Raw genomic sequence first — 21,638 nt, 5'->3', positions numbered from 1 at the left:
CGCCGCACCCGCGGCGCTGCAGGTCACGACGCGCGCGTCGCGCGCTCGCCGTCCATCGCGCGGCGCAGGCTCGCCGGGCGCATGTCGGTCCAGACGGCCTCGATGTGCGCGAGACAGTCGGCCTTCGGGCCGCTCACGCCCACTTCCCGCCAGCCGGCGGGCACGGGCCGGAACGTCGGCCAGATCGAATACTGTTCTTCGTCGTTGATGACGACCGTATAGACGAGATCGTCGGTGTCGGCGGAAGGCGTCGGGGCTTGCGTCATGATCGGAAATCGCTGGGCGGTTGAAGGAGGCGAAGCGGCGGATTCGGCCGCTCCTGTCTGATAGACGGTTGGCCGGCGCGTTTTTTTACCGTCGCCGCGCGCGCCCGCCCAGGAACACCGGGCATGCGACGCCGCGATGGCACGCGTCGAGACATTCCGCGCAGTGGCGCTCCGCATCGCGCACCATGAAATGCACGAGCGTCTGCGACACGTTCAGCGCGCGCGCCGCGGTCTGCAGCGTCTCCTCGCGCAGCCGCACCATCTCGAATGCCGCACGGCTGCGCGCCGGCAGGTCGTCGAGCGCGGCCCACACGCGCCGCAGCGTGTCGCGCGTCATCAGCGCGGCTTCCGGCGTCGGCTCGGGCGACGGCACGTCGAAGCCGTCGTCCTCTTCCGTGTGATAGACGTTTTCCAGGCTCTGCCGGCGGCATGCGTCGATCGACGCGTTGCGCACCATCCGCGTCACGTACGCGACCGGCTGGCGTACCGCGTCCTGGTTCGGGAATTCGACGAGCTTCACGAACACGTCGTGCACGACGTCCTCCGCGCGGCTCGCGCAACCGACGAAGCCGCGCGCGACGTTGACGAGCATCGCGCGATGCGAGATCAGCACGTCGAGCAGTGCGCCCTGCGCACGAGGCTCGGACGCCCGGCGCGCACGCGGCGCGGCGCGCGGCGGCAGATCCGGATAACTGCCGAGGAACGGGTTTGCCGCTGTCGCCGCCGGTCGGTCGAGCACTTCCGCCATGGCCATCGATCTGCTCCGTCAAATTCCGAGATAACGGAATTTAACGTAAACGCAAATCATTCTCAATCTGATTACCAGATACCCATTCCAGCTGTCAGGATTTGTCTGAATAATTGACGGGATCGGGGTTCGGGCAACAGTGATCGTGCGATGCCGGCCGCGACATCCCATAAGCTTTCGACATGAAAGGCGCCCGGCAATGCCGGATCGCCCGGTTGACGGCTTGCGACCGACTGTCGGCGCCGGCCGCCCATGCATGCGTCAATAGATGAACAACCGGATCGTCGCCGTCGCATCGAACCGTCCGATCTTCGGTGGCCCGAAAGACTTCAGCACCGCGTCCATCAGCACGCTCTGATTCATTACGTTGGACGGGAATTGCGCCAGCGTGAACTGTTCGTTGAACGGAATCGACTTGCCCGCGCTGTCTTCGATCCCGATACCGAAGTTGCTGTCCTTCGCCGGCACCAGCAAGCCGTTCCGGACCGGATAGCTCGTTTCGAAGTACCCGTCGACCCGTACCGCGACGTTGCATTTCTTCGTCAGCGACAACGAGAACCGCTTGCGCGGCACGGCCGGCAGGAACCCGTTGCCGACCGCCTGCACCTGGCCGAAATTGACGATGCCCGGTTCGGGCGTCACGAGTACGTCGACGAAGCACGGCGTCGGTTTGAGGTTGCGCAGGCCGCTCAGCCGGTACTGGAAGCTCGGGCTGTACGCGTTCAGCCCGAACTCGCCGTCGAACTGGAACACCGTGTAAATATCGCTCGGCGGCTGGACCCAATTGCCCTTCTTGCGCACGACCACCTGGTAGTCGATGCTGATGCGCGTCTGCTGGCACCGCCCGCGATCGAAGTCGTACTTGCTGCACGGCGGCACCGCATACCCGGTGAACACCCCGCCGCCGCGATTGCTGGTCTTGTCGAAATAGTCGATGCCCTTGTAGCGGATACCGATCTCGAGCCCCCATGCGGCGGGGTTCGTGCGATTCGGGTTCGCGTAAAAGTAAATATTGTCGACCACCTTCAGGCTGCCGGCGTCACCCAGGTCCTTGTAGCAGTACCCCGACGTCGTGCGCACCGGCGAGACCCAGATCACGTAGCCGTCGGGCGCATCGGTCGGATACGACGCAACCCCGCCGATCGGCTCGGTCAGCGAAGTCGCACCGCTGTTGGTCAGGCAGCGCAATGCCCAGGCGGGCTGCACGGCCACGATCAGCAGCGCGAGTACGGCCCAGCGCAGCCATTCCACTGGCAACCCCCGTCGACGCACGCCCCTGCTCATTTCTTCACGCTCTTGCACGCACCCGCGTCGCACGCATACTCGACCGCCACCTGGCCGCCGTAATCGTCGATATGCGTGACGAACAGCGTCGACGGCGTCGCCGCCTTGAACGGCACGTCGGCCGTGCTCATCGGGCTCACCATCACCGGGTCGATCGGCACCGGCGCTTTTTGCGCGCCCGCGTTCACGGCGACCACCGTCACGTGGTACGGCGTCGGGTTGTCGAACACCAGCGTGTGCGCGGCCGCATCCATCCGCAGCGTCATCGGCAGCGTCCAGTCCTCGTCGCGCGCGGGCTGCACGGCCTTCGGCCGGTAGAACAGCTTCATCTGCGTGTGCAGCGCGATCTGCAGCGTATTGGGCGTATCGGTCTTCGGCGGCACTTCGCGGATGTTCAGGTAGAACACCGTTTCGCGATCGGCCGGCAACTGCGCACCCGGCAGCTTCGCGATCCGCAGCACGTTGCGCTCGTTCGCCTCGACCCGCTGCAGCGGCGGCACGACCATCAGCGGCGACGTGATCTTGTTGCCCTTCGCGTCCTCGAGCCACGACTGCACGAGATACGGATACGTCGTGCTCTTGTTGGTGATCGTCACGATCGCGGCCTGCTCGCCTTCGTTGAAGATCACGCGCGTGCGGTCGGGCACGATCGCAGCATGCGCGGCGCCTGCCAGCACCGCACCGACGGCCGCGAACACGCACAGCGCGCGCCGCGGGAAAGCAAGGGAGAAAACGTTCTTCATCGCTGGATCCATGGAAATCATCGTTCGACCCGCGCGGCGGCCGCATGCGACTCGCCGGGTGTCCGGCACGTCATCGGAATCGGCGTGCCTTCGAGTTGGAGTTGGTTCGGCAGTGCGTCGATCGTGCAGAGCGTCCGTTCGCCCGCCCGCACCGCCAGCGTGGATTTCGGCTGAACCTGGGTCAGGAACGCCGCACCGCCTTCGCCGACGATGCCGAGTTCCCTGCCGTTCGCCGCGTCCTGCACCGACGCACCGAACGGCAGCGGCTTGCCGGCCGCGTCGGTCAGCGTCAGGTACAGGTTGCTGCCGCGCGCGGCGGAAAATTTCACGAAGCCGATCGCGCCGTCGGTCAGCACCATGCGCTGAATCGGGTTCGTCACCTGCACTTCGAGCGGCAGCTTCTCGACGTTGACGGTCGCCTCGTACACGTTGTACGGCGAGATGCCGTCGAGCACCGCATAGCCGCGCGAATTGGTATGCGTGAGCGTGCCGGACAGCGGCACGTCGGGCACGCCGTCGGTCGACACCAGCAGCCGGGTATCGCCCGCATTGCCGTTCGCGTGCGCGGACACGCCGTACTGCGTCGCGACGAACGAGCCGTCGACTTCGAGCGACGCGGCCGCATACGCATTGGCGAGCGTCGACGCCTGCGCGGTGAGCTGGTACGCCGAGGTGCGCTGGCGGTAGCTCGCGTTCGCCGATGCGCGGCCGTCGGTTGCGCCCGCATTGACCTGGTACGTGCGGCCGGCCGGATCGTCGTAGATGTAGCCGGCGTTCACGCTGGTGCTGCCGCCGCCCGTCGTCAGGTTCGACGTGACGGTGTGACGGCCGCCGATCGGCAGCGTCGCGGTGACCGAGAACTGGTTGCCGCTCGCGCCCGCGCTCTGCGTGCGGAATGCCGACACGCTGACGTTCAGGTTGCGCAGCGTGCCGATCGAGAACGCGCGCGTGAGCGTCAGGCCCACGCGCTGCTCGGACGAGCGTGCCCAGTAGGTCGTCTGGTCGTACGAGAAATAGGTCGACGTATCGCCGAAGCGCTTCGACAGCGTCGCCGAATAGCGCTGCTTGCTGTTGGCGAGGCCGTACGCGGTGGGGTCGCCCGAGAATTGCGCGAAGTTGGTGTACTCGCGCTCGGAGAAGCGATAGCCGAAAAAGCGCACGTCCGCGTCGAGCCCGTCGAAGTGCTTCGAATAGTTGATGCGATACGAGTTGCCGTTGCGTGTCGCGCCGTTCCACCACAGGCGTGCCCGCGCGTGCGTGACGTCGGCCGACACCGCGCCGAAAGTGCCGAAATCGCGGCCGACGCCGAGCGCGACCGACGTGTAGCCCGACGCCGCGATGAAGCCGCCATAGGCGGTGACGTCGAACGGCAGGCCATACGCGATTTCGCCGAAGCCGAAGAACGGCGTGATGCCCGCGCCGCCGAACAGGCGCGGCTTGCCGACCGCGGCCTTGTAGCGCAACTGCCCGGTGCGGGCGAGGAACGGCACGGCGGCCGTCGTCACCTGGAAGCGCTGCACGCTGCCGTCCTCTTCCTCGACCGCCACGTCGAGCGTGCCCTGCACGCTCGTATTGACGTTCTGCAGCGCGAACGCGCCCGGCGACACGCGCGTCACGTACAGCACGCGGCCCGCCTGCGACACGGCCACGGTCGCGTTGGTGCGCGCCACGCCCGAGATCAGCGGCGCATAGCCGCGCAGCGACGGCGGCAGCATGCGGTCGTCGCTGCGGATCGACGCGCCCGTGAGCGCGAACGTGTCGAAAATGTCGGAGCTTAGATAGTCGTCGCCGAACGTCACCGTCGACTGGATCGACGGCAGCGCGCGAAAGGCATAAAGCCGGCTGAAGCGGAACGTGCGGTTCGCGTACGCCGTGTTGCCCACGTTCGATTGCGCCTGGTAGTCGCCGCGAAAACGCCACGCATCCCAGTTCGCGCCGACCGTCCCGTAGGCCTGGATCGAATTCGTCTGCCCGCCGCTCGCGCCGAAGTTGCGATTCGTGTTCGCGATCACGCGATAGTCGAGCATCGCGCCGGGAATCCCTTCGGACCAGTGGTCCGGCGGCAGGTAAGTCGAATCGGTGAATTCGAGCGCGGCCTGCGGAATCGTGATCTTGAGCCGCCCGTCGCTTTTCAGGTAACGCACGGTCGCCCCTTCGATCGCAGCCAGGTCGACGCAACTGCCGCCCTGGAAGCGCGGCAGGTCCTTGACCAGCGACGGCTTCAGGCCGAACCGCGCGACGAGCTCCGCTCGCAGGCACGGCTTGCCCGCGCCCGTCGCATCGACGGCCACGAATTCGATCGGCTGCAGTCCGAGGTACAGGTCGTTGACCTGCACGTCGAGCATGTACTCGCCGGGCAACGTGAAGTCCGGCTGCGAAAACTGCGACAGGTCGACGTTGCTCGTTCCGTCGATGTCGAGGAACGACGAATTGAATTCCGTCGCATGGCCCTGGCTGCCGACGACCAGCACGGAGACGCAAAGGAAGGAATGTCTGATTCGCACGCGGCGCTACCGGGAGTCCGAGGAGAAGAAAGGAAGGGAAAATGAACGAGGAAGGGTGCGTGCACCCTTCCCCGGTGCGGCGGCTTACTGGTAACGGACAGTGAAGTTCGCGACGCCGTCGGCGGTACCCGGCGTCACGCCGGCCGCCGTCGCTTCGTACATCGCCGCGAAGCGCGCGGTGTTCGTGCCGTTCTGCAGCAGCGTCGGCGCCTTCTGCTCGGCGCCGTTGTCGAGGTATTCGCCCGACGCGGCCTGCAGGCGGATGCCGACATTGCTTGCCGAACCGATCGTGGCGAGCAGCTTCGGCTGGCCGGCGCTCGACGTGCCCGTGAACGTGAAGTACGCGTTCTGCGCGATGCTGGTGTCGCAGTCGGTCAGCTTGATGTCGAACGACACCGGATCCGACTTGTCGCCGGCTTGCTTGAACTTGTTGGTCGGCACCTTGCCGAGCTGCACGGTCTGGTTGACCGAGTTCGAATCGATGCCGCATGCGCCCGCGACGATCTCGCCCGTGAAGTTGATCGTGCCGGTGCCCGCCGCGAAGGCCGAGGTGGACAGGGCCGCGAGTGCGACAGCGCTCAGGATGGATTTTTTCATGACGTTTCCCGTAAGGAGTGCAAATGGAATGGATGACGTGGCGGACACAAACGGCAGCGTGTGGTGGCTCCCGTCCGACACGAGGCGGCATTATCGAGATAACCGTGAAAGATTTCTGTAAATCATTGTCAAATGCATCTGACAATGTTCGATTTATGCCTCTAGAGCCTCATTATTTCCTTTCCATTTTCAATTACAGACCTTTTATCCGCAGTCCTTTTTGATTTTCGGGAACCGATTGAAGATTAAGGGAATTTCTTGCCGATAATCGTCTCCACCGCGCCCCTCTTTGTTGGCAGAGGCTTGCGCCAAACCTCCGCTCAAAGGACAAAACATTGTCCAGTACCGCCATCGTTGTCCGATAGCAACACGGATATCGAATCATTTTCAACTGACAGGAAATTAACGACGGCATTTCATCAATACGGATTTATCGCGCAAACGATTGCGAAAAAATACAAACGTTTTACTGCGACACTTTGCCGCCGCCATTGATTCCAATTCATTGATTAATTCGGTCGTCAATTACCGATCGGGAATCGCCCGCATGCGCGGCCGCCGGAACACGCGTGGCATGCCGGATAGGATGAGATGAAAAAGGAAGAGACGCGGCACACGTGTGCGCCGCGGGCGACACGATTGGTCTATGGATGCGGGCGGCGGCGGAAGCAGCCCTTGCTCCTGCCTGGAGATGAAAGCGAAGCGTGGACCAGTGAAAGGAAGCGCCGATGAAGATCGGCAGTACCGCGGGCAGCACGCTCAGCAGAAACGACGGCCGCACGTCGAATCGTACGGCCACCGTCATGTCGCCCGACACGCCGAGGTGTCAGGCGACGAATCGCACATCACGCGGAAGCCGCGGCCTCCGCCGATGCCGGCGCCCAGCCGCCGCCGAGCGCACGGTACAGCGCGATCGCGTTCGCGAGCCTGAGCTGCCTGAGCCGGATCAGCTCCTGCCCCGACTCGTACGTGCTGCGCTGCGCGTCGAGCAATTCGAGATAGGTGGCGACGCCGCCCGCATAGCGACGCTCCGCGAGCTTCAGCCGCGCACCGTCCGCCGCATACACGTCCTGCTGCGCGGCAAGCTGCCGGTCGATCCAGTCGCGCGCGGCGAACGCATCGGCCACTTCGCGAAACGCGGTCTGCACGGCCTTCTCGTATTCGGCGACCGCGATGTCCTTGCGCGCGTGCGCAACGTCGAGGTTCGCGCGATTGCGTCCGCCCGCGAAAATCGGCAGCGTGATGCGCGGCGCGAACGTCCACACGCTCGTGCCGGCCGCGAACAGGTTCGAGAACGCGTCGCTCACGGAACCGTAGTCGGTCGTCAACGCGATGCGCGGGAAGAACGCCGCGCGCGCCGCGCCGATGTTCGCGTTCGCAGCCTTCAGCCGCGCCTCGGCCTGCCGGATGTCCGGCCGCCGTTCGAGCAATTCGCTCGGCGCGCCCGGCGCCACGGGTGCGATCGACAGCGTGTCGAGCGCGGTCGCGTCGTCGGGCACGTTGCGCGCGAAATCGCCCGCCAGCAATTGCAGCGCCCGTACGGCTTGCGCATGCTCGCGCTGCAGCGCGGCCTGCGACGCGCGCGCGGACGCCACCAGCATCTCGGCCGAGCGCAGCTCGATCGCGTCGCTCGTGCCGGCGGCATAGCGGCGTTGCGTGAGCGCGGCCATCCGCTCGCGCGCATCGAGCGTGCGCTGCGCCAGCGCACGTTGCTCGTGCAGCGACCGCTCCGATACGTACGCGCCCGCCACTTCGGCGATCACGCCGATGCGGACCGTGCGCTGCGCGTCGGCCGTCGCGAAATATTCCGCGAGCGCCGCGTCGGACAGGTTGCGCACGCGGCCGAACAGGTCGAGCTCGTACGCGCTGACGCCGACGCCCGCGCGATACAGCCCGCTGATCGCGCTTTCGCGCACGACGGGATCGTACTGGCGTGCGCGTTCATAGCCGAGCTGCGCATCGACCGACGGCATCAGGTCCGCGCGCTGCACGCCGTACAGCGCGCGCGCTTCCTCGAGCCGGCCGGCCGCGATCCGCAGGTCGCGGTTGTTCGCGAGCGCCGCGTCGATCCACGCCTGCAGCGCCGGATCGGTGAAATACGCATGCCAGTCGTCGAGCAACGCGGCATCCTGCGCGGCGGCCGGTTCGGCCGCCGGCACGGTATTGCCGTCGCCCGGCGCATAGCTCGCCGGCACCGGCGCCGCCGGGCGCTCGTAACGCGGCGCGAGCGAGCACCCGGCGAGCGCGAGCGCGGCCGCCAGCACGACCTGAACCCGCCGCGCGGCGCGTGCGTTCAGCGCAAACATCATGGTTGCGAACCCTCCATCGTCGCCGGCCGCGACCCGCCGCGCCGGCGCGGGCCGACGTCGAACAGGTGGCCGACGATCACGAAAAACAGCGGGACGAGAAACACCGCGAGCACGGTCGCCGTGATCACGCCGCCGAGCACGCCGGTGCCGATCGCCATCTGCGCGCCGGACGCGGCGCCCGACGCGAACGCAAGCGGCAGCACGCCGACGCCGAACGCGAGCGACGTCATCACGATCGGCCGCAGTCGCAGGCGCGCGGCCTCGAGCGCGGCGTCGACGAGCGACATGCGCTGCGCCACGAGATCCTTCGCGACTTCGACGATCAGGATCGCGTTCTTCGCGGACAGCCCGATCGTCGCGATCAGCCCCACCTTGAAATAGATGTCGTTCGGCATCCCGCGCAGCGTCACGCCGAGCACCGCGCCGATCACGCCGAGCGGGACGACCAGCATCACCGCGAACGGAATCGACCAGCTCTCGTAGAGCGCCGCGAGCGCGAGGAACACGACGAGCACCGACAGCGCGAACAGCATCGGCGCCTGCGCGCCCGACAGCCGCTCCTCGAACGACTGCCCCGACCACGCATGGCCGATGCCGGCCGGCAGCGTCGCGGCGATCCGCTCGATCGCGCTCATCGCCTCGCCGCTGCTGTGGCCCGCCGCGGCCGAACCGTTGATCGTGAACGACGGATAGCCGTTGTAGCGCGTGAGCTGCGGCGGCCCGAGCGTCCAGTGCAACGTCGTGAACGCCGCGAGCGGCACCATCTCGCCGCGTGCGTTGCGCACGCGCAGCTTCCTCACGTCGTCCGGATCGAGCCGGTGCAGCCCGTCGGCCTGCACCATCACGCGCCGTACCTGCGTGCCGTGCATGAAGTCGCCGATATAGTCGGAGCCGAACATCACCGCGAGCGTCGTGTTGATCTCGTCCATCGACACGCCGAGCGCGGACGCCTTCGCGCGATCGATGTCGAGCTTCAGTTGCGGTGCGTCCTGCGTGCCCGCGAACATCAGGTCGGTGAGCGCGCGATCCTTGCCGCCCGCCGCGAGCAGTTGCTCGCGCGCGGCGCTGAACGTCGCGTAGTCGAGCCCGCCGCGATTCTGCAGCCGGAAGTCGAAGCCGCTCGACGAACCGAGATCGGGCAGCGCCGGCGAATTCATCGCGAACACCGTCGTGTTCGGCGTACCCGCGAAGCGCTCGTTGATGCGCGCGACGATCGACTGCACGTGATCGCGCGCGGCCTTGCGTTCCTTCCAGTTCTTCAGCGTGACGAAGATCATCCCGCCGTTCGGCCCTTCGCCGTACAGGTTGAAGCCGCCGAGCGCATACGTATAGGCGGCCGGCTCGTCGCGGCGGATGCTCGACTCGACCCGGCGCACGCTCTGCATCGTTTCCGCGAGCGGCGTGCCTTGCGGGCGAATCACCATCACCATGAAGTTGCCCTGGTCCTCGTCCGGCAGGAACGCGGTCGGCAACTGCGTGAGCATCAGCGCGGCGGCCGCGGTCAGCGCGCCGTACACGACGAGCCAGCGCAGCGGCTTCTTCAGCATCGTGCCGACCCGCGTCGCGTAGCGCTGCGTCGCGCGCGCGACGAAACGGTTGAACCAGCCGAAGAAGCCGCGCTTCTCGTGATGGCCGCCGGACACCGGCTTGAGCAGCGTCGCGCACAGCGCGGGCGTCAGCGACAACGCGAGGAAGGCCGAGAAGCCGATCGATACCGCGAGCGACAGCGCGAACTGCCGGTAGATGTTGCCCACCGCGCCGCCGAAGAACGCCATCGGCACGAATACCGACGTCAGCACCACGGTGATCCCGACGATCGCGCCGCTGATCTGCTTCATCGCCTTGACGGTCGCGTCGTAGGGCTGGAGCCCTTCCTCGACCATCAGCCGCTCGACGTTCTCGACGACGACGATCGCGTCGTCGACGAGGATGCCGATCGCGAGCACCATCCCGAACATCGTCAGCACGTTGATCGAGAAGCCGGCCGCATACATCACGCCGAACGTGCCCGCGAGCGCGACCGGCACGACGAGCGTCGGAATCAGCGTCGCGCGCAGGTTCTGCATGAACAGGAACATCACGAGGAACACCAGCACGCCGGCCTCGATCAGCGTCGTGACGACCTTGTTCATCGACACGCGCACGAACGACGACGTCTCGTATGGGATCTGGTATTTCACGCCCGGCGGGAAGTACGCGGACAGCTCGTCCATCGTCGCGCGCACGCGCTTCTCGGTGGCCACCGCGTTCGAGCCAGGCGCCAGCTTGATGCCCATCCCGGTCGCGACCTTGCCGTTCACGTACGACGGATAGTTGTAGTCGTTGCCGCCGAATTCGACGCGCGCGACGTCGCGCAGGAACAGCGCGGAGCCGTCGGCCCGCGCGCGCAGCGCGATCGCACCGAAATCGGCCGGTGTCTTCAGCGGCGCGTCCGCGAATACGGTCGCCGCGATCGGCGCGCTGTCCGGCACCGCGCTGCGGCCGATGTCGCCGATGGTCACGCGCGCGTTGTGCGCCCGCACGGCCGACGCGATGTCCGATGCGGTGAGGCCGTGCCCGGCCAGCTTCACCGGGTCGGGCCAGATCCGCATCGCATATTCGGCGCCCCAGAACTGCACCTTGCCGACTCCCTCGACGCGGCGCAGCGCCTGCACGACGTTCGCCGACGCGTATTCGCCGAGCTGCACGGCGGTCATCCGGCCGTCGTCCGACGTCAGCGACACGACGAGCTGGATGTTGTCGGCGGCCTTCTCGACCTGGATGCCGTCGCGGCGTACGGGCTCGGGCAGGCGCGCATCGACCGTCTTCAGCCGGTTCTGCACTTCGACGGCCGCGAGATCGGCGTTCACGCCCTGCTTGAACGTCAGGTACAGCGACGCGGCCCCGGCGCTGCTCGTCGCGGACGTGTACAGCAATCCCGGCGCGCCGTTCATCTCGCGCTCGATCAGCGCGGTCACCGATTCCTCGACGACCTGCGCGGACGCGCCCGGGTACGTCGCATAGATGCTGACGACGGGCGGCGCGATGTCCGGGTACTGCGCCACGGGCAGCGCGCGGATCGCGAACAGGCCGCCCAGCATGATGAAGATGGCGATCACCCACGCGAAGACGGGGCGATCGATGAAGAAACGTGCCATGTTGGTTTGAACCGGTCAGGTTTGACGGGCGGCCGCCTGCGAAGCGGCCGCTGCCGGCGCCGCCTTCGACGGCGGCGCCTTCTCGACGGGCTTGACGACCGTATCGGGTGCGAACTGCGCGGCGTCGTCGACGATCACGCGCTCGCCGCCCGCGAGGCCGCGCGTGATGCGCCAGTCATGGCCGCTCATCCGGTCGGCCGTGACTTCGACGTCCTTGACCTTGCCGTTCGCGTCGACCACGCGCACCGACGTACGGTCGGTCGTGCGCAGCAGCGCGTCGCGCGGCACGAGGATCGCCCGCTGGTCGACCGCCGTGTCGAGTGCGATCCGCACATACGCGCCGGGCAGCAGCTCGCGCTCCGGGTTCGGGAACAGCGCGCGCATCGCGACAGTGTCGGTGGTCGGATCGACCGCGAGATCGCTGAACAGCAGCTTGCCCTTCAGCGAATACGCGGTGCCGTCGGCGCGCAGCAGCGTCACCGCGACGTCGTGCTGCGCGATGCCCGTCGCGCGCCCGCTCTTCACCGCGCGACGCAATGCGTCGACGTCGGCGGCCGGCTGCGAGAAGTTCACGTAGATCGGATCGAGCTGCTCGACGGTCGTGAGCGGCGTCGCCTGGTCCTGGCCGACGAGCGCGCCTTCGGTCACGAGCGCGCGCCGTGCGCGGCCCGCGATCGGCGCGGTGACGGTCGCGTAGTCGAGCTGCAGTTGGGCCCGCGCGAGTTCGGCCTTCGCCGATGCGACCTCGGCCTTCGCCTGCGCATCGGCCGCGACGGCCTCGGTGTGGTCGCGCTCGCTCACCGCGCGATCGCGCACGAGATCGTCGTAACGGCGGCGCTTGTCGACCGCCGCGAGCGCGGCGGCCTGCGCCTTCGCGAGCGCCCCCTGCGCGGCGTCGCGCGCGGCCTTCAGCGGCGCGGGATCGATGCGGAACAGCACCGCGCCCTGCTTCACTTCCTGGCCTTCCTCGTAAGTACGTGCGGTGACGATGCCCGCGACCCGCGCGCGGACCTCCGCCTGCCGGTATGCGTCGAGCCGGCCCGGCAGTTCGACGGTCATCGGCACGGCCGTCGGGCGTACCGTCACGACGGTGGCCTGCTTCGCGGTCTCGGGCGCCGCGCCCTTGTCGCTCTTTCCGCATCCGGCCACGGCCAGCAAGGCCGCGAGCGCGAACGGCGCCAGCCGCATGCGGCGCCACAGGGTGCGTTTGTTATTCATGGTCTGACCTCGGATCATCCGCCGCCGATACAATGCGGCGGCTCAGGGTGGCCGATTATAATCAGTCACGACTGATTAAATACGTGCCGCTTCAATCCGGCCCCCACATTGTCTCAATAAAACGACAGCGAACTGTAAGGAACTTCACGACATGGCCCGCAAGACCCGGGAAGAATCGCTCGCCATCAAGCACCGGATCCTCGACGCCGCCGAGCTCGTGCTGCTCGAGCGAGGCGTCGCGCAAACCGCGATGGCGGACCTCGCCGAGGCCGCCGGGATGTCGCGAGGCGCCGTCTACGGCCACTACCGCAACAAGATGGAAGTGTGTCTGGCGATGTGCGATCGCGCGTTCGCGCGCACCTCGGAAGGTTTCGACGCGGGCGACGGCCTGCCGCCGTTCGCGACGCTGCGGCGCGCCGCGTCGCACTACCTGCAGGAATGCGGCGAGCCGGGCCCCATGCAGCGCGTGCTCGTGATTCTCTATACGAAGTGCGAGCAGAGCGAGGAAAACGGCGCGCTGCAACGGCGCCGCATGCTGCTCGAGCTGCAGATGCTGCGCATCACCAAGGCGCTGCTGCGTCGCGCGATCGCGGTCGGCGAAGTCGCCGCCGATCTCGACGTGCATCTGGCCGCCGTCTATCTCGTGTCGCTGCTCGAAGGCGTGTTCGCGTCGATGATCTGGACCAACCGGCTGCGCGGCAACCTGTGGAACGACGCGGAGGCGATGCTCGACGCCGGTTTCGACGCCGTCCGCACCTCCGCCGCCCTGCGCCGACGCGCGCAAAAATTGCCGGCCTGACGAAAATCGTCGTAACAAATGCTGATTTAACCCGACTTACCGCACTGCGAAACGAATGAGCTGACCCCCTTTAAAATTTTTAACGTTTCGCGGAACATCGGTAGACTGACGCTGTCATCTTTCTTTAGCGTCTTCGTGATAACCGGGTTCGACCCGGTATGCACGCCGCCGTTCGAAGCGGGCCCGCCCCGCGCGTTGGGTCGAACGGAAACGACACAGGCCCCTGGCGGGGCCTGTTTTGTTGCACGCCCGCCGCCCGCCCCGTCGCCGTTCGACGATGTGCCGCCGGCGGCCCCCGCCCACACCCCTTTGAACCGCTTTCCTGGATGTGGACACCTTGGTCAAGTCTGTCGCAACCCCTGACGCCGTCGCGCCCGGTCGCGCGCAGCGCGCCGTGCGCGCGCTCGTGCCGGCCGCCGTGCTCGGCGCCCTCGCCGCATTCGGCCTCGCCGCCGCGCTGCCGGCCGTGTCGCAACTCCCGGGCGCCGTCGACTCGGGCACGGCCGCGCTGCCGCAGCGCGTGCTGTCCGATACGCCGTTTCCCACCGCGCAGCATTTCGTGGCGAGCGAGCTCGCCCGCACGATCGGCGAGCGCAACGAACACGTCGATCGCAGCGATCGCAGCCTGCAGCCGGGCCTGTTCGCGCCGCTCAGCGCGCATCGCAACGACATGCTCGGCTACGCGAGCCTGTTCCAGTTCGCGTCGCCCGAACACCAGCAAGGGATGCGCGCGGGCGACATCGACCTCACGCTGTCCGACACACTGAACCGTCTCGATGTGCCGCCCGAAGTGCGTATCCAGCTCGGCGATCTCGTCACCGGCAAGGTTGCGATGCGCGCGAGTGCGCAGCGCGGCGACTATTACCGCGTCGCGTTCGACACGAACGACGGCACGCCGCGCCTCACCGCGCTCGAGCTGCGCGTCGCCGGGCGCACGTTCGGCGCGATCTGGTTCCGCGCGCCGGGCGCCGAGCACGGTGCGTACTACACGCTCGACGGCTCGCCGCTCGAAGCCGCCGCGTTCACGATGCCGGTCAAGTGGACGCGCATCAGCTCGTTCTTCGGCGAGCGCATCCATCCGCTGTCGCAGGCGATGGCGTTCCATACCGGCGTCGATCTCGCCGCGCCGAGCGGCACGCCGGTCGATGCGGCGGCCGACGGCGTCGTGTCGTTCGTCGGCACGGATCCGGGCGGCTACGGTCGCTATGTGATCGTCGATCATGCGGACGGCTATTCGACCTACTACGCGCACCTGTCCGCGTTCGCTCACGGGCTCAAGACCGGCGAAACGGTGAAGCAAGGCCAGCGCATCGGCTCGGTCGGGATGACCGGCGCCGCAACGGGCCCGCACCTGCATTTCGAGGTGCGTGTCGCGAACGAACCGGTCGACCCGCTCGTCACGCTCGCGAGCGCGCAGACGGCGCTGTCCGACATGCAGCTCACCGCGTTCCGCCAGGAAGCCGCCCAATGGCGCTTCCGCCTCGCGTCGATCAGTACGACGCCGTTCGCGTTCGCGCAGAACGACGGGCCGCTGTGGGGCGATTTCGCCACCGGTCCGTCGACGCTGCGCGCCGTCTTCGACACGCACTACTCGGCGTCGTGACGCACGCGCCGCGCGCGGCGGCGCACCGTCACCGCGCCGGTTCCGTGTACTCGACCGTCGCCTGCGCCGCGCGTTGCGCACGCGGGCGACGCGACAACAACCACCGCGCCGCGCCGTCGAGCGACGTGCACAGCACCAGATAAATCACCGCGACGAACAGGAAGATCGGCGCCGGATACACCATCAGCCGGTTGTTCACCTGCGTCGCGACGAACGACAGTTCCGGCACGCCGACGATATACGCGAGCGACGTGTCCTTCACGAGCGCGACCCACTGGTTGACGAACGAAGGCGTCATGATCCGGATCGCCTGCGGCAGCAGCACGTAGCGCACCGTCTGCCCGCGCGTGAGCCCGAGCGACAGCCCGGCCTGCCATTGCCCGTCGCCCGCCGCGACGATCCCCGCATGCACCGCATGCGCGAGATACGCGCCGCCGATCAGCGCCAGCGCGCATACGACCGTCGCGAGCCCCGGCACGTCCATGTGCAGCAGCACGGGCACCAGGAAATACGTCCAGAAAATCAGCATCAGCACCGGAATCGCGCGAAAGAAGCCGATGAACGCGAGCAGCAGCACGCGCGCCGGGCCGCGTGCAAGCGCCATCGCGACGCCGAGCGCCACGCCGAGCACGGCCGACGCGATCGCGGACGCGAGCGCCAGCAGCAGCGACAGCGCGGCGCCGCCGAGCGGACCGTCCGGAAACGCGCCGACGAGCAGGTACGGCAAATTGGAGAGGAGCAGCGAAAGGTCCATCGTCAGCGCCCCGCTCCGAGCCGGTCGCGCCATTGCGTGGCCGCATACGCACCGGCCTCGATCGCGGCCACCGCCGCGACGTACAGCAGTGTCGCGACGCCGAACGCGGCGAACGTCTTGAACGTTTCGGTCTCGACCTGCCGCGACGCATACGACAGCTCGGCGACGCCGATCGCCATCGCGAGCGACGAGTTCTTCACGAGATTCATGTATTGGCCGAACAGCGGCGGCAGTGCGATGCGCACGGCCTGCGGCAGCACCACGTAGCGCAGCGACTGCATCGGCGTGAGGCCGAGCGCGGCTGCCGCGTCGTGTTGCGCACGTCGGACGCCGCGCAGGCCGGCTTCGCATTCCTCTGCGACGAATGCAGCCGTATAGGCGCTCAAGCCGACCCAGCCCGCGACGAATTCGAACGACGGCCACGCGAGCGTGAACGGGCCCGCGCTCACCGCATGGCGCGCGTTGAGCCACGCGATCCACGTGTCGGGCAGCAACGACGCGACGCCGAAATACCAGAACAGCAACTGCACGAGCAGCGGCGTGTTGCGAAACGCGACGACGTACGCGGCGGCGACCGTGCGCGGCGCCCTGCCGCGCGCATGCCGCATCACGGCGAGCACTAGCCCGCCAACGGTCGCGGCGACAGCCGACGCGGCCGCGAGGCCGAGTGTCAGCAGGAAGCCCTGCCAGAGCCAGGACAGATATTTGGGAGCCAAGCCGAGCATGCCGTGGCGTGCGTACGAAGCGCACGTTCTGATGAAAACGAAATGCGCCGCACGGCCGATGTTCAGGCCGATCGCGGCGCAGGTGCGACCGCTCAGGTCTTGTCGCCGATACGGAAAATGCGCGTGAGCGGCGTTTTCGTCGTCGGCCCGAACCATGCGTCGTAGATCTGCACGGCGCGACCGTTCGCCTCGAGTCCCTTCAGCGTGTCGTTGACGAAGCCGAGCAGGCGCGTCTCGCCCTTCGGCACGCCGACGCCCATGTAGTCGTTCGAGATCGTGAACGCCGGGATCTCATAGTTCTGCTTGTCGGGCACGTTCGCGAGCAGGCCGATCAGCTTCGGGCCGTCCTGCGTGATCGCCTGCACGTTGCCGGCGCGCAGCGCGGCGAACGCGAACGGCGTGTCGTCGTACGCGACGATCGTCGCCTTGGGGAATTTCTCGCGCAGCGTGATCTCGTTGGTCGTGCCCTTGTCCGCGCCGACGCGCAGGCCATTCAACTGGTCGGCCGACTTCAGCACGCCCTTCTTCGCGAGAAACTGCTGGCCCGACGAGAAATACGGAATGCTGAAGTCGACCTGCTTCGCGCGTTCATCGGTGATCGTGAAATTCGCGAGCACGAGGTCGACCTTGCCGGACGTCAGGAACGGGATGCGGTTCGCGGGGTTGGTCGGTTGCAGTTGCAGCTTCACGCCGAGCTTGTCGGCGAGTGCCTTCGCGTAATCGACGTCGAGACCGACGATGCGGTTGCTTTTCGCGTCGACATAGCCGAACGGCGGGTTGCTGTCGAACGTCGCGACGCGCAGCACGCCGGCCTTCTTGATGTCGTCGAGACGGTCCGCATGCGCGACGGTGCCTGCGGTAACGAGCGCGACCCCGACGAGCCACGCAGCGAGCGTGTTGATTTTCATGAGCACGACCTGATTTGTTATGAAGGCCGCCGCGGATCGCGCGGCGGCCCGGTTCGAAAAACATCGCGACGGAGTGTGTCGTCGCGAAGCCGCTAACGTATCAGCGCGTGCGGCGAATCCGAACCAACAAATGGTGCTTTGCTCTGCGGGTTTCGTGATGAGGCACGGGACGCATTTGCCGCGCGCGTTCATCGCGCCGGGCCGCGCTCCCGGTCACTCGCCGCCGTCCTCCGTGCCGTCCGCGGCGGACACCGCACACAGGAATTCGCCGTCGCCATCGTCCCGCAGGTAGTCGAGCGAACGGTCCATGCTCAGGAACGACAGCGTGCCCGATGCGCCGAGGGCAAACAGCGTACGGCGATCCGGTGCGAAGATTGTTTGCGACACGCCGGCCGTGACCGGAAATTCGCCGACCGTGCGGCGCGTCGCGGTCTTGATCACGCGCAACGGCTTGCCGTCGTATCCGGTCACCGCGATCAGCGTGCCGTCGCCGTTGCCGTCGAAGCCGTGCATCGACGTCTGGCAGACCGGATAGCTGCCGCGCGCGGTGAGGCTCGACGCGTCGCGCCACTGCACCGCCGACGCGTTGTAGAACCACGTTCCCGCGCCGTTCGCGCCCGGCATCGCCTGAATGAAATCCTGGTCGACCGGATAGGTCTGGACCGGCGCATTCGTCGCCGTATCGAACGCAACGATCGCGCTCTTCTGCATTGCGTATGCATACAGTCGCCGGCCATCGGGCGACAACCACATCGACAGCGCCCGGCCGAACTCGACGCCCGCCGCGTCGTGCTCGCCGAGCGGCAGCGTCGCGACGACCTGCGGCCAATGCGCGAGGCTGACGACGGAGATCGTGTCGTCCAGGCTGTTCAGCACGTAGAGCCTGTCGTTCGACGCGGACGCGACGATCGCGCGCGGAAACCGGCCAAGCGCCACGCCGTCGACGATCGCCCCGCTGTTCAGGTCGATGCGTACGAGCCCGTTCTCGCGCATCGACGCGACATAGGCGTAGCGCTCGTCCGGACTCACGTACACGCCGCTCGCGCCGCGCCCGCGGCACATATTGCCCGGGCAGCCGTCGAGCCCCGTCTTGAACGGCTCGCCCGCGATCGTGCGCACGACCGCGCGTCGGTCGACGTCGACGACGACGAGCGTGTTCGCGTCGATGTCGGTCACGTACAGGCGCTTGCCGGTTGCGCCGAGCACCATCGCATACGGCGACTTGCCGACCGGCACGACCGTGCCGGCGGCCTGCTCGGCCGACACCGGCGCGGGACGATGCTGCTCGTCGTCGCGGATCTGCGCGTCGATCGCGGCCGCCTGCCGTTTCGCCTGACGCTGTGCGGCATCGTGCGCCATCTCTCGATCCATCTCGACGCGCCATGCCTGCAATTCCTCGCTGCCGGCCCGCTGCGCGGCGAACAGCATCGCGACGCTGCCGAGCACCGCGAGCACGAGCGGCACGACGACACCGCCGCGGACCTGCCCCGACCGGCCGGCCCCGTAGATCAGCCAGCCGGCGACGAAGCCGGCGATCACGCCGCCGAGATGCGCGGCCTGGTCGATGCCGCCGATGAAGAAGCCCGACAGCAGATTGATCGCGATCACCTGCCCGACCGCGCCGAGGTTGATCACGACCGGCGCGTCGTTCCCGCCTTCGCGCGCGCGGCGCAACGCGAAGGCCGCGGCCGCACCGGCCAGCCCCATCAGCGCGCCCGACGCGCCGACGCTCACGACCGGCTTGATGCCGCTCGTCTGAAGCGCGACGCCGAACGCGAGGCTGGCGCCGCCGACCTCGTGATAACCGTGCCACAGCGCGCTCAGCAACGAGCCGCCGAGTGCGGACAGCAAGTATGCGACGCCGAATCGCAACGTTCCGCCGACGCGTTCGAGCACGGTGCCGAGCACGACGAGCATGTACAGGTTCAGCGCGAGATGCATCCAGCCGCCATGCAGGAACGCACTGGTCAGCAGCCGCCACGGCTGCCCGGTGAGTGTATAGGGCGCGAAGTTCGCGCCCCAGTCGAGCAGTAGCCCGTTCGATAGCGGGCCATACGACGCTTGCCGCCACATCAGCAGGAAGACGACCGCATTGACGACGGCCAGCAGAATCGTCAGCCACGGCATCGGATGTCGTTGTTCTCTCATGGGGATCTTGGTATGGGTTGCCGCGCGCAAGCCGCGCGAGCGCCATTATATTTCGCGTCCCGTCACGAGAACGTGGCGACACCAGCCGACGGAGCCGGGATAAAAAAACGCCCGCTGCACGCAGCGGGCGCGAATCCCAGTCAAGGAGGTGTCACACGAACTACACAGCCAGATTAAGGACATCGCGCGCCGCGGACAACGAATCGATTTCCATATCGATATGACGCGGCATGCTCACGCCGCACGCCTCGGGCGAACGGCGGATGCCGCCGCGCGCGTCATCGCACGCCGCAAAAAAAACGTCCCGCCAACCGGCGGGACGTTCGTCATCGTGCAGGTACGCGCGACGCGCGGCCGATCACGGCTCGTGGCGCAGATACCCTTCCTTGCTCGGATCGCGCATCCGCCACGACACGATCAGCGAGATCGCGCACAGCACGGTCACGTACCAGTAGAAGGTTTCCTCGCTGCCGATCGACTTGAACCACAGCGCGACGTACTCGGCCGAGCCGCCGAAGATCGCGTTCGCCACCGCGTACGACAGGCCCACGCCCATCGCGCGCACTTCCGGCGGGAACATCTCGGCCTTGATGAGGCCGCTGATCGACGTGTAGAAGCTGACGATCGCCAGCGCAACCGTGATCAGCACGAACGCGGCCACGGGGCTCGTCACGTCCTTCAGCGCATGCATCAGCGGCACCGTGCCGATCACCGCGAACGAACCGAACAGGATCATCGACGTGCGGCGGCCGATCTTGTCCGACAGCGCGCCGAACACCGGCTGCATCAGCATGTAGACGAGCAGCGCGACGGTCATCACGTTGCTGGCCGTCTTCGCCTGCATGCCGGCCGTGTTCACGAGGTACTTCTGCATGTACGTCGTGAACGTGTAGAAGATCAGCGAGCCGCCGGCCGTGAAGCCGACCACCGTGAAGAACGCGCCCTTGTGCTGCCACACGCCGCGGATCGTGCCGGCATCCTTCTTGTCGCGCGATGCACTCGTCGACGTCTCGTCGAGCGACTTTCGCAGGTACAGCGAGATCAGCGCGGCCGCCGCGCCGACCACGAACGGAACGCGCCAGCCCCACGCTTTCAGCTCGGCGGTCGACAGCGTCTGCTGCAGGATCACGAGCACCAGCAGCGCGCACAGCTGGCCGCCGATCAGCGTCACGTACTGGAACGACGCGAAGAAGCCGCGACGGCCCTTCAGCGCCACTTCACTCATGTAGGTCGCGCTCGTACCGTACTCGCCGCCCACCGACAGGCCCTGGAACAGGCGCGCGACCAGCAGCAGCGCCGGCGCGAGCGCGCCGATCTGCGCATAGGTCGGCAGCACCGCGATCACGAGCGAGCCGCCGCACATCATCAGCACCGAGATCATCATCGCCGCGCGACGGCCGTGACGGTCGGCGATGCGGCCGAACAGCCAGCCGCCGATCGGCCGCATCAGGAAGCCGGCCGCGAACACGCCGGCCGTGTTCAGCAGCTGCGTCGTCGTGTTGCCGCTCGGGAAGAAAGCCGGCGCGAAGTACAGCGCGCAGAACGAGTAGATGTAGAAGTCGAACCACTCGACGAGGTTGCCCGATGAGGCGCCGACGATGGCGAACACGCGCCGCCGGGTATCTTGCGCGGACAGCGCAGCTTGGTCGGTCTGGACGTCCATGGATTGGTCTGTTCCTTTTAGTACTTTCTGGGCGAGACGGCTGGGGCCGCCGCGTGCGGTCGCACGTGGCACCGGTTCCGGTGCTTGGCGCTACGGGATTTTAGCGAAATGTAAAGTAACAAGCGCTCCGGGTTCGTCCGGATGTAGAAAATTTTTCTCCCGCTAGGCGTTCGTCATATGAAAACGCTAGCCCCCAGGCTGGCGTCCGATGCAAACATTTCGACCGCGACCG

General features: G+C 67.1%; 16 protein-coding genes. 2 read left to right on the top strand and 14 right to left on the bottom strand.

The features are described 5' to 3' along the window. Positions 1-23: 23 nt before the first annotated feature. The 9 genes from CFB46_RS12600 to CFB46_RS12560 all read right to left on the bottom strand — a co-directional run bounded on the left by CFB46_RS12600 (position 24) and on the right by CFB46_RS12560 (position 12,806). Entirely contained in the window at positions 24-266 is a 243-nt protein-coding gene (locus tag CFB46_RS12600; RefSeq protein ID WP_027784409.1) for an MbtH family protein, read from the bottom strand. Between the two features lie 85 nt (positions 267-351). Beyond that, positions 352-1,020, bottom strand: coding sequence for an RNA polymerase factor sigma-70 (locus CFB46_RS12595; protein ID WP_089500142.1), 669 nt, complete (start codon positions 1,018-1,020; stop codon positions 352-354). Positions 1,021-1,275: 255 nt separating this feature from the next. After that, entirely contained in the window at positions 1,276-2,298 is a 1,023-nt protein-coding gene (locus CFB46_RS12590) for a fimbrial protein (protein WP_089500141.1), read from the bottom strand. Beyond that, positions 2,295-3,041, bottom strand: a complete 747-nt coding sequence (locus CFB46_RS12585; protein ID WP_089500140.1) for a fimbrial biogenesis chaperone — start codon at positions 3,039-3,041, stop codon at positions 2,295-2,297. Before CFB46_RS12585 ends, CFB46_RS12590 begins: the two co-directional genes overlap by 4 nt. Positions 3,042-3,058: 17 nt before the next feature. Next, positions 3,059-5,512 carry a fimbria/pilus outer membrane usher protein gene (locus tag CFB46_RS12580; RefSeq protein ID WP_089500139.1) on the bottom strand — a complete coding sequence of 818 codons (2,454 nt, stop codon included), beginning with the start codon at positions 5,510-5,512 and terminating at the stop codon, positions 3,059-3,061. A 117-nt stretch (positions 5,513-5,629) separates the two neighbouring features. Further along, positions 5,630-6,142, bottom strand: coding sequence for a fimbrial protein (locus tag CFB46_RS12575; RefSeq protein ID WP_027784404.1), 513 nt, complete (start codon positions 6,140-6,142; stop codon positions 5,630-5,632). Between the two features lie 845 nt (positions 6,143-6,987). Next, positions 6,988-8,448, bottom strand: coding sequence for an efflux transporter outer membrane subunit (locus CFB46_RS12570; protein WP_089500416.1), 1,461 nt, complete (start codon positions 8,446-8,448; stop codon positions 6,988-6,990). Then, positions 8,448-11,588: a multidrug efflux RND transporter permease subunit gene (locus CFB46_RS12565; RefSeq protein ID WP_089500138.1), complete on the bottom strand. Its 3,141-nt coding sequence runs from the start codon at positions 11,586-11,588 to the stop codon at positions 8,448-8,450. Before CFB46_RS12565 ends, CFB46_RS12570 begins: the two co-directional genes overlap by 1 nt. Positions 11,589-11,603: 15 nt before the next feature. Beyond that, on the bottom strand, positions 11,604-12,806 hold the full coding sequence (locus tag CFB46_RS12560; RefSeq protein WP_027784401.1) for a MexX/AxyX family multidrug efflux RND transporter periplasmic adaptor subunit: 1,203 nt from the start codon (positions 12,804-12,806) through the stop codon (positions 11,604-11,606). Between the two features lie 151 nt (positions 12,807-12,957). On the opposite strand from CFB46_RS12560, the gene CFB46_RS12555 reads away from it, so the two are divergent. Further along, the gene (locus tag CFB46_RS12555; protein ID WP_089500137.1) at positions 12,958-13,605 is read left to right on the top strand and encodes a TetR family transcriptional regulator; all 648 of its coding nucleotides are present in this window, start codon (positions 12,958-12,960) and stop codon (positions 13,603-13,605) included. Between the two features lie 337 nt (positions 13,606-13,942). Then, the gene (locus tag CFB46_RS12550; protein WP_089500136.1) at positions 13,943-15,208 is read left to right on the top strand and encodes a M23 family metallopeptidase; all 1,266 of its coding nucleotides are present in this window, start codon (positions 13,943-13,945) and stop codon (positions 15,206-15,208) included. A 28-nt stretch (positions 15,209-15,236) separates the two neighbouring features. Here the strand turns inward: CFB46_RS12550 and CFB46_RS12545 are convergent, their stop codons facing one another. The 5 genes from CFB46_RS12545 to CFB46_RS12525 all read right to left on the bottom strand — a co-directional run bounded on the left by CFB46_RS12545 (position 15,237) and on the right by CFB46_RS12525 (position 21,406). Further along, positions 15,237-15,962: an amino acid ABC transporter permease gene (locus tag CFB46_RS12545; protein WP_089500415.1), complete on the bottom strand. Its 726-nt coding sequence runs from the start codon at positions 15,960-15,962 to the stop codon at positions 15,237-15,239. 2 nt (positions 15,963-15,964) lie between these two features. After that, positions 15,965-16,687: an amino acid ABC transporter permease gene (locus CFB46_RS12540; protein WP_089500135.1), complete on the bottom strand. Its 723-nt coding sequence runs from the start codon at positions 16,685-16,687 to the stop codon at positions 15,965-15,967. Between the two features lie 92 nt (positions 16,688-16,779). After that, positions 16,780-17,595: an ABC transporter substrate-binding protein gene (locus CFB46_RS12535; protein ID WP_027784396.1), complete on the bottom strand. Its 816-nt coding sequence runs from the start codon at positions 17,593-17,595 to the stop codon at positions 16,780-16,782. Between the two features lie 213 nt (positions 17,596-17,808). Then, positions 17,809-19,743 (bottom strand): rhomboid family intramembrane serine protease, encoded by a 1,935-nt coding sequence (locus CFB46_RS12530; protein WP_089500134.1) that lies wholly within the window; start codon positions 19,741-19,743, stop codon positions 17,809-17,811. A 358-nt stretch (positions 19,744-20,101) separates the two neighbouring features. After that, positions 20,102-21,406, bottom strand: a complete 1,305-nt coding sequence (locus CFB46_RS12525) for an MFS family transporter (protein WP_027784394.1) — start codon at positions 21,404-21,406, stop codon at positions 20,102-20,104. Positions 21,407-21,638: the final 232 nt, after the last annotated feature.

Origin of the sequence: Burkholderia sp. HI2761, assembly GCF_002223355.1 — a bacterium.
In the GTDB taxonomy this organism is placed as follows: domain Bacteria; phylum Pseudomonadota; class Gammaproteobacteria; order Burkholderiales; family Burkholderiaceae; genus Burkholderia.
Note: the sequence above shows the minus strand (reverse complement) of the source record. Positions and strands in the feature narration are given on the sequence as shown.

Bases quoted from the DNA above. Each gene is read 5' to 3' on its own strand.
- CFB46_RS12600 (WP_027784409.1), bottom strand. From the start codon at position 266: ATGACGCAAGCCCCGACGCCTTCCGCCGACACCGACGATCTCGTCTAT.
- CFB46_RS12595 (WP_089500142.1), bottom strand. From the start codon at position 1,020: ATGGCCATGGCGGAAGTGCTCGACCGACCGGCGGCGACAGCGGCAAAC.
- CFB46_RS12590 (WP_089500141.1), bottom strand. From the start codon at position 2,298: ATGAGCAGGGGCGTGCGTCGACGGGGGTTGCCAGTGGAATGGCTGCGC.
- CFB46_RS12585 (WP_089500140.1), bottom strand. From the start codon at position 3,041: ATGAAGAACGTTTTCTCCCTTGCTTTCCCGCGGCGCGCGCTGTGCGTG.
- CFB46_RS12575 (WP_027784404.1), bottom strand. From the start codon at position 6,142: ATGAAAAAATCCATCCTGAGCGCTGTCGCACTCGCGGCCCTGTCCACC.
- CFB46_RS12570 (WP_089500416.1), bottom strand. From the start codon at position 8,448: ATGTTTGCGCTGAACGCACGCGCCGCGCGGCGGGTTCAGGTCGTGCTG.
- CFB46_RS12565 (WP_089500138.1), bottom strand. From the start codon at position 11,588: ATGGCACGTTTCTTCATCGATCGCCCCGTCTTCGCGTGGGTGATCGCC.
- CFB46_RS12560 (WP_027784401.1), bottom strand. From the start codon at position 12,806: ATGAATAACAAACGCACCCTGTGGCGCCGCATGCGGCTGGCGCCGTTC.
- CFB46_RS12555 (WP_089500137.1), top strand. From the start codon at position 12,958: ATGGCCCGCAAGACCCGGGAAGAATCGCTCGCCATCAAGCACCGGATC.
- CFB46_RS12545 (WP_089500415.1), bottom strand. From the start codon at position 15,962: ATGGACCTTTCGCTGCTCCTCTCCAATTTGCCGTACCTGCTCGTCGGC.
- CFB46_RS12540 (WP_089500135.1), bottom strand. From the start codon at position 16,687: ATGCTCGGCTTGGCTCCCAAATATCTGTCCTGGCTCTGGCAGGGCTTC.
- CFB46_RS12535 (WP_027784396.1), bottom strand. From the start codon at position 17,595: ATGAAAATCAACACGCTCGCTGCGTGGCTCGTCGGGGTCGCGCTCGTT.
- CFB46_RS12530 (WP_089500134.1), bottom strand. From the start codon at position 19,743: ATGAGAGAACAACGACATCCGATGCCGTGGCTGACGATTCTGCTGGCC.
- CFB46_RS12525 (WP_027784394.1), bottom strand. From the start codon at position 21,406: ATGGACGTCCAGACCGACCAAGCTGCGCTGTCCGCGCAAGATACCCGG.